The organism is Butyrivibrio sp. (genome assembly GCF_024699075.1).
Map to the genome: position 1 here is coordinate 1 of NZ_JAILQF010000252.1, position 7,707 is coordinate 7,707.

6 protein-coding genes are annotated in these 7,707 nt (G+C 36.7%); all 6 read left to right on the forward strand.

Going from position 1 to position 7,707, the window contains the following annotated elements; genetic code table 11:
- Positions 1–147: 147 nt before the first annotated feature.
- Entirely contained in the window at positions 148–2,049 is a 1,902-nt protein-coding gene (gene asnB, locus K6G87_RS10285; protein ID WP_296836663.1) for an asparagine synthase (glutamine-hydrolyzing), read from the forward strand.
- A gap of 75 nt (positions 2,050–2,124) precedes the next feature.
- The gene (locus K6G87_RS10290; RefSeq protein ID WP_296836666.1) at positions 2,125–3,051 is read left to right on the forward strand and encodes an ATP-grasp fold amidoligase family protein; all 927 of its coding nucleotides are present in this window, start codon (positions 2,125–2,127) and stop codon (positions 3,049–3,051) included.
- Between the two features lie 324 nt (positions 3,052–3,375).
- The gene (locus K6G87_RS10295) at positions 3,376–4,350 is read left to right on the forward strand and encodes an SDR family oxidoreductase (RefSeq protein ID WP_296836669.1); all 975 of its coding nucleotides are present in this window, start codon (positions 3,376–3,378) and stop codon (positions 4,348–4,350) included.
- An 82-nt stretch (positions 4,351–4,432) separates the two neighbouring features.
- The gene (locus K6G87_RS10300; RefSeq protein WP_296836671.1) at positions 4,433–5,194 is read left to right on the forward strand and encodes a DUF2334 domain-containing protein; all 762 of its coding nucleotides are present in this window, start codon (positions 4,433–4,435) and stop codon (positions 5,192–5,194) included.
- Positions 5,195–5,218: 24 nt separating this feature from the next.
- On the forward strand, positions 5,219–6,664 hold the full coding sequence (locus K6G87_RS10305; protein WP_296836674.1) for a glycosyltransferase family 1 protein: 1,446 nt from the start codon (positions 5,219–5,221) through the stop codon (positions 6,662–6,664).
- Positions 6,665–6,690: 26 nt separating this feature from the next.
- A partial coding sequence (locus K6G87_RS10310; RefSeq protein WP_296836677.1) for a glycosyltransferase occupies positions 6,691–7,707 on the forward strand: 1,017 nt, incomplete at its 3' end.

The window sequence follows — 7,707 nt, forward strand, 5'->3', positions numbered from 1 at the left end:
GTTGTTTGAATTCGTATTTTAAGATATTATTTACATGTGTATTTTTTTGTGAAAACAAAGATATGCTATAATACAAGGGTTTTGAATTACGGAGATATTATAGTGTTATTGATTCGCTTTTAAGATTAACATATACGAGGACTATAAATGTGCGGAATTACTGGATACATAACTAAGAAAAGTATTATAAGATCAGATGAAGTTATTAATAAAATGATCTCACTTATAGAACATAGAGGGCCTGATGACAATGGATATGAAAATCTTGATATCTATAATTCGCAGTCTGGCCCTGATATGGCAATGGGATTTGTAAGGCTTAGTATTTTGGATGTCTCGCATCAGGGTCATCAGCCTATGAGCGATGAAGAAGGCAAAGTATATATTACATTTAATGGTGAAGTATTCAATGCCTTTGATTACAGAGATGAACTTATAGCTAAGGGATATAAGTTTAAAAGCCATACAGATACTGAGGTTATTCTCAATCTATATCTGGAGTATGGACTTGATGGCATGCTTGATAGGATCAATGGCATGTTTACTATATGTATAGCTGATACCAGAAGTAGAGAAGTATATCTTATTCGAGACAGACTTGGCGTAAAGCCGCTTTATTATTATGATAGTGAAGATGCCTTTATATATTCATCTGAAGTAAAATCATTTTATGGAAATGAATTTTTCAAAAATGAATTAAAAGAAGATGTTATATCTGAACATTTTGATTTTAGATATGTTTCCGGTTCAAAAACCCTTTTTAAAAATGTTTATAACGTCCTTCCGGCTCATTACTTGAAAATCAGTAATGAGACAATTGAGGATGTTGAGTATTGGGATATACAATCATCAAATGCACAAGAAATTTCAATATCTGAATACGAAAAGCTTATTGAGAAGTCTGTAAAAGACAGATTATTAAGTGATGTTAAGCTTGGAGTACAGCTTTCAGGTGGAATTGATTCTTCTATAGTTACAGCTTATGCATCCAAGAATAAAGAAGACTTGGAATCTTATTCTATAATATTTGAAGATGATAATTATTCCGAAAAAAAATGGATGAATATGGTAGCTGATAAGTATCCTATTCATCAGCACCAGGAATATCAGAAGGTAGAAGACTTTGATAAGGAGTTTGAAAGAGCTACCTGGTTTTTGGATGTGCCTTTAAATCATCCTAATTCCATTGGTATTTATAATATGTGCCGTATGGCTAAGAAAAACGGCGTCAAAGTTCTTCTCACAGGAGAAGGCGCAGATGAAGTGTTTGGCGGGTACAGAAGATATGCAAGCTTTTTAACAGCAGAAAAATATAAACTGTTATCAGAAATCGTATCTGTAATAAAAGGTACTAAACTATCAAATTCCAAGACCTATGAAGAAAGATTTATCTCAACCGGAGCTTTTGTTAAAGAAACAGATCTTAAAAAACTTATTCCGGATAGCAACTGGGATGAAGCTATAAATACAAGAAAAGATATTTATAAAAAATCCAGTGATGGTAAAGACAGGTTTGCCAAGGCTCTTAATTATGAGCTTAAGACGTATCTTGTAGATATACTTAACAGGCAGGATAAAATGTCTATGGGAGCTTCTCTTGAAACCAGAGTACCATTTCTTAATTATAAGCTGATAGAGAAGGTTAGAAGTCAGAAGACAAGTAGCCTTGTAAGAGAATCTCTTATAGATAAAAAGAAATACGGGCACATGAAATATACAAAGATTCCGCTAAAAAAGATATCAGAGAAGCTTTTTGGTGATGAGTTTACATATAGAAAAAAGCAAGGTTTTAGTTATCCTTTAAGATCTATATATGTGAGTGATAAATATCGAAATCATGTAGAAAGTATTCTTTTACCTGAACTCAAAAAGTGTAATTTCATAAGCCAAGAAGAGGTATACAGACTTTGGAATAATAGAGAGAATATTACAAGTGATGAACTTGAGGTTTTGTGGGTAGTGCTGTCATTTGCACAATGGATGTATATCTTTATGGGGCCTAAGGAAAGAGTTGTAGAGTATAAAAATAAGATTGAGATTATAAGATAAAAGAAAGTAAGAGCTGTCGTAATAGAGGATTATTATGAAATGTGCCTCTTATAACAACTAAAGAGGATTTTATAAATGGGCGCAAAAAAAGTACTACAAGTTGCAAAGCGGTTTTGTACAAATAAGGAAATACGCTTTTCATATCTTTCAAAGCTCGGATTTTACAATAGAATGTCAGATGAGCAATATCTTTCAAGACTATTTGAATATTCTCTTGGTTATAAACTTGACTTGCAAAATCCAAGGACGTTCAATGAGAAGAATCAGTGGCTGAAGATATATGGCTATAAAGATAAATATGTAGAGCTTGCAGATAAGTATCTTGTCAAGGATATAGTCGGAAAAGGTATAGGTTATGAACATGTTATAAAGACAATTGCTTCTTGGGATAAAGCAGAAGATATAGATTTTGAGGCTCTCCCTGATAAGTTTGTTTTAAAGTGTAATCATACTTCATCTACTGGAGTCGTAATATGTAAAGACAAAAGCAAGTTAGATAAGCCTGACATTATTAGCGAAATGGATAAGGCTATGCATACGGATTATTCATACTATAGAAGAGAACATGTCTATAGTAAGATTGATCGCAAGATATTTGCTGAGGAATTCATTGCAGATCCTACAGGTAAAGATATTGACGATTATAAGGTATTTGTTTTTAATGGTAAGGCTCAGTATATACAGGTGGATTATGATAGATTTACTGACCACCATAGAAACTTTTATGACAGGGAATGGAATTATGTTCCATTTACAACCTGTTACCCAACTAATCCTGATCATGAAGTGGAAAAACCTGCACAGCTTGAGGAACTTTTAAGACTGGCAGAAGAGCTGGCAAGTAAGACAGTGGGAGAAATACCCTTTGTTAGAATGGACTTTTATATAGTGGGAGAAAGAATACTGTTTGGTGAAATAACATTCTATCATGGAGCTGGAATAGAGAGATTCTATCCAGAGGAGTACGATAGAAAATTAGGAGATATGATAAAGCTAAAATAGAGAAATTTATACGTTTCTAAGGTGCCTTGAAAATAAATGAAACGCACAGATTTTTTTTATAAACTAACACCTCATTTGAAAGATGCTATAAAAATAAGGCCAAATGCCATATATAATCCAAAAGCGCTGACCGGACGAAGTGAAAGGCAAGCTTTTGGATTATATATGGCATTTGGCTTTGTGCTTAAGCACTGATTTGACTTGTGTGGGTACAGGACGTACCATACAAGTCAAGTGCAGGGAAGCACTGATTTGACTTGTGTGGTATAATATTTTAGCGATTATGACTATAATTAGATTTAGATTATAAGGAGCAATGCACAAATGAGTTACGAACAGTTAACATTCCCAGAAGGAAGTACATTTCTTGTTACCGGTGGTGCAGGATTTATCGGATGCAATATTACAGAAGCTATTCTTAAGAAGGGATATAAAGTACGCGTACTTGACAACCTTTCAACAGGACATATAGAGAATTTAAATCCATTCATGGATAACCCTAATTTCACTTTCATCGAAGATGATATCAGGAATCTCGATGCTTGTATGAAGGCAACAGAAGGCGTTGACTATGTGTGCCACGAAGCAGCCTGGGGTTCAGTACCTCGTTCTATCGAGATGCCACTTATTTATGAAGAGATCAATATAAGAGGAACTCTTAATATGATGGAAGCTGCTCGTCAGAACGGTGTTAAGAGATTTGCATATGCATGCTCTTCATCTGTATATGGCGATTCTACCAAGCTTCCTAAGAGAGAAGATCAGGAAGGCAATCCACTTTCTCCTTATGCTCTTACCAAGCAGACCAATGAGAAGTACGGAATGCTTTATAAGAAGCTTTACGGCCTTAATACATATGGCCTTTCATATTTCAACGTATTTGGACGTCATCAGGATCCCAATGGTGCCTATGCTGCTGTTATTCCTAAGTTCATCAAGCAGCTCCTTAATGGCGAGCGTCCTACAATCAACGGAGATGGAAGACAGAGCCGTGACTTTACATATATCGACAATGTAATTGAAGGTAACCTTCGTGCATGTCTTGCTCCTGAAGATGCAGCAGGAGAGATGTACAATATAGGTGCAGGCGGAAGAGAATATCTTATAGATGTTTATAATGATATCTGTGATGCTCTCGGAGTTAAGGTTGAGCCTGTATTTGGACCTACACGTGCAGGAGATATCCGTGATTCTAACGCTGATATCACTAAGGCAAGAGAGAAGCTTGGCTATGATCCATCTTACGATTTCGCTAAGGGAATCAAGCTTGCTATCGACTGGTATAAGGAAAATCTGTAATAAGTAATTATAGATACCGCTTATACGTAAATATAAAGCCATAAGTCTCTTATTTACATATAAAGAGACGTGAGGTTATGACATGAAGATTTCTATCAGACTTGATGACATTACTCCGGATATGGACTGGAGCAATTTCGAACGCTTTAAAAGTCTACTTGATAAATATAATATAAAAGCCTTACTTGGCGTAGTTCCGGAGAATCGTGATCCTAAGCTGATGATCAATCTCCCAAGAAGAGATTTCTGGGATTATCTTAAAAAGCTTGAAGATGAAGGCTGGACACTGGCTATGCATGGTTTCCATCATGAGTATACTACTCATAATGGAGGCCTGCTTCCACTTAACAGAAACTCTGAATTTGCTGGTCTATCATTTTCACGTCAGGACAGCATGATAAGAAGTGGCAAGATTCTACTTGAAAAGAACGGAATCACAACAGATATCTTCATGGCACCGTCTCATTCTTATGACTTAAATACACTTAAGGCACTTAAGAAGAACGGCTTTACAAGTATTACAGACGGATTTGGAAATGGCCCATATATGTGGGAAGATATGATATTCTATCCCATATCTTTTAAGAGAAGCCAGACACTCAAATCTAAAGAAGATGGATGTGTTACATTTGTAGTACATACGAACACCATGACAGATAAGGACTTTGAGAATTACGAAAAGCTATTTGCAAGTAGAGAGTTTATATCCTATTCTGAAATGATGAAGATAAGGCCCACATACGCAACAAATCTATCACGCTTTAAAGAAAAAGCTATGGCCAACACCAAGTATTACATTAGAGAATTACTTAGACTTAGAAACGGCTTTAGAAAAAAGAAATAATAACGAACGATTACAGGAGGCAATATGCCGCAGGATTTTGATATAAACAGCATACCGGAAAGAACCCGTAAGCCAATCAGGGTCCTGCATGTTTTTGGTCGCCTTGGCCTTGGCGGCGCAGAAAGCCGCATAATGGACCTTTACAGGAACATAGATAAGAGCCGTGTTCAGTTCGACTTTCTCGTTCACTCTGATGCAGTACTTCCCAAGGGAGTTAAGTATTCATCAGAAGAACTTATGAAAGTAAGAAAGCCTGAGTATTTTGATGAAGAGATTAAAAGGCTTGGAGGCCATATATACGCAGTTCCAAGGCTTAACAGTAAGAGCATTCTCAAATATAAAGGCTATATAAATGAGTTCTTTAAAGCTAACAGAGGTAAGTGGAATGTAGTTCAGGGTCATATGACAAGTACTGCAGCCATCTATCTTCCTATAGCTAAGAATTATGGTGCCGGTATTACAGCTTCCCACGTTAGAAGTGGCGGTACAGATCCTGGACTTAAGGGGAAACTTACTGAGTTTTTAAGAAAACCCTTTAAGAAGGAAGGCACAGCTGATTACTACCTTTCATGTACTATTGCAGCTGCAAGACATGTATATGGCGATGAACTTGTAGATGCAGGTAAGGTCAATATCATACCTAATGCTATAAGTGTTGATAAATTTAGTTATAATGAAGATGTAAGGAATAAGATAAGGAATGAGCTTGGTATATCCAATGCCATAGTAATAGGCCATGTTGGAAGATTTCATTATGCCAAGAATCATGAATTTTTAATAAGAGTTTTCGCTCAGGTAGTCCAGCTTATAAGAGAAGATAATAAGGGTAGATATACTCTTATATATGGGCTCCCACTTCGTCTTATGCTCCTTGGAGAAGGACCTTTAATGGACGATGCCAAGAAGCTTGCCCGTGAACTTGAGATGGATTCAAGGATTTTATTTCTTGGCAATAAATCTAATGTTGCAGATTACTATCAGGCAATGGATTATTTCTGCTTTCCTTCAAGATATGAAGGGCTTCCAGGCACTGTTGTGGAAGCACAGGCATCAGGACTTCAGTGTCTTATTTCAGATTCCATTACGCCTGAAGTAGATATAACAAGGCTTGTAAGTCGTATGTCCATTGAGGATGATCCTAGAATATGGGCTGAGAAAATTTTAAACGACTTTGTTCCGAGGCAGGATATATATGCTCACGAAGTTCCTGATGAGCGTTATGATAATGCCTTTGACAGAATATATGACAAGGATCAGGGATACGGAAGAATTCCTGAGGGTACGGGGAAAGTGCTTGTAGACCTCCCTGAGGAGCATCCTTATGACAGGGCGCATACATCAGTATATCTTGCAGAGACTATTAAGAAGGCAGGATTTGATGTAAGGACTCAGGCAGTGATGATGACATACTTCTATGAACATGGATCATTTAGGGATGATGCCGGAAGAAACTTAAGAGAAGTACCGTAGCTACAAGAAAAGGAATAGTAAGTAAAATGAAGAAATTAATGCTGATCACCCCCATGCTTCATCAGGGCGGATTTGAGCGAGTATGTGTTACAACTGCAAGACTAATGCAGAAATATTATGATGTTACAGTCCTTATTTTCTCAGATAAGGACATCAATTATGATGTCACAGGACTTAATATCGTCAATATCAATCTTCCAAGCAGGAAGGAAAAGTATGCCAAGGTTATAAATCTTATAAAGAGAGTTATAAAAGTAAAGCAGCTCAAGAAGGAACTTGGCATAGATATATGTTACAGCTTTGGCTCATCTGCCAATTATGTTAATGCACTATCTAAGGGCAAAGAGAAGGTATTTACAGGTCTTCGCTGCTCTACAGATATGGAATCTCCTAAGCAGGTTAAGCTCTTTTGCAGTAAGGCAGACCAGGTTCTGTCATGCTCTAAGGAAATAATGCGCCAGCTTAGCACAGAATATAATTATGATAAAAGTAGTTATATCTATAATCCTCTTGATGTTGAGACTATTAATAAACAGGCTACAGAGAAAATTGATGATCTTCCCTTTGGACTTAAAGACAGGCGCAAGGATTCAGATGATATAAAGCTTATAGTGTCAGTAGGAAGGCAGGATTATATCAAGGGCTTCTGGCATCTTATCAAGGCGTTTTCAATTATTGCCAAAGACAATGACAAGGCTCGCCTTATGATACTTGGAACAGGTGACTGGTCACAGTATCAGAAGCTTGCAGAAGATCTTGGAGTTAAGGACAAGGTTGCTTTTATGGGAATCAAGAAAAATCCTTTCCCATATGTTGCAGCATCGGATATGTACGTGCTGTCATCTAATCATGAAGGATTCCCAAATGCGCTTTTAGAGGCTATGGCACTTGGAAAGCCATGCATAGCTGCAGATTGTAAGACAGGCCCTAGGGAAATAGTATTATCTGAAGATGAATATAACGCACTTCTTAAAATAAGACCTGATGGAAGTTCAACAGATAAGGCTATAGAAGGTGAGTATGGAATACTTGTACCTGATATG